The sequence below is a fragment of the Corynebacterium guaraldiae genome (assembly GCF_053480195.1).
In genome coordinates this window covers 1-998 of the sequence record NZ_JBRBAU010000031.1, presented here as the reverse complement: position 1 = coordinate 998, position 998 = coordinate 1, and the positions used below count along the sequence as shown (strand labels likewise).

General features: G+C 58.8%; 1 protein-coding gene and 1 pseudogene. Both read right to left on the bottom strand.

Translation table 11 applies throughout. From position 1 onward, the window contains the following. Positions 1–216 (bottom strand): annotated as a pseudogene (locus tag ACUY3D_RS12635) (ATP-binding protein); the annotation flags it as partial. A 6-nt stretch (positions 217–222) separates the two neighbouring features. Further along, positions 223–998 (bottom strand): Mu transposase domain-containing protein (locus ACUY3D_RS12630; protein WP_448241220.1); only part of this gene is annotated, 776 nt, incomplete at its 5' end.

The window sequence follows — 998 nt, the reverse complement described above, 5'->3', positions numbered from 1 at the left end:
TGCTTTTAGCAGTTTGTTGATGCGTCGTTCACGCCTGGCCGCGACTTCTTTATCGAGTGCGTAGAGCACCTTTTGGGAAAACGTCCATGCGTCGAATGCGGGATCGTTGGCGATGTCGATGACGCTTCTGCCGAAGGCAGTCATCCGCAGCGCGGTGAAGTCGGGCAGGACGGACTCGTCAAGGAAGCGATCTGCTGGCGGGGTTGGTGATGACATGGGCTTTTAGTGTCCTTTCTTAGCGAGGTTGTCCATGCTGAACTGGTCTGCACCGCCGAGAAACGCGCCGGTGGTATCCCGGTCGGTGATTGCAGGGGCGGTGGGCTGGTTGACTGTGGTGCTGCGCGGGGCCTGGTCTAACCCGCGGGGCCGGGTGGCGTGTTCTTTGCGTATGGCGGCCATCATGTTTTTGACCGCGGTATATGACACAGCCCGTCGGCTGCCGTCGTTGGCCATCAGGCGCTGGCATGCCTCTTCCAGGATTGGTTTGTTGCCGTGTTTGCCCATCGACAGCACGTTTCTACAGGACTGGTACGCCTGGGCCGGGATGGCTTTCGCCGCGATGAGTTCTTCGATGACCTTGCGTGTTGCCGGGCCGGTTTTGCTGGCTTCGCGATAAAAGTAGTCGCTTGTCCACAGCCCACGGGTGGAGTCCATTCCAGATGGAATGTGCTCATAGTCAGTGACATAGGCCCCACGCTTATGCGAAACCTGGTGGGTTACCACGGTTGTCCCCTGGTCAAAGACGGTCAAGACCTGGCCTGTGATGCGCACATCGACAGTGCGGCCAACAAGCTGGTGCGGAACGGAGTAGCGCACCGTTGCAACCGTGATATGGAAATCCGGGGCTACTTTCGCACGCTTCCACTCGGTATGTTGCCACGGGGTTGCCGGCAGGTCAGCAAGGAGATGCTGCTCGTGTGCTTCGAAGAGATCCCTGCGGCTTGACTGCTGACTGCGAAACGGCACGGAGGTGTTGATCGCATCGACTAAGCCCACAA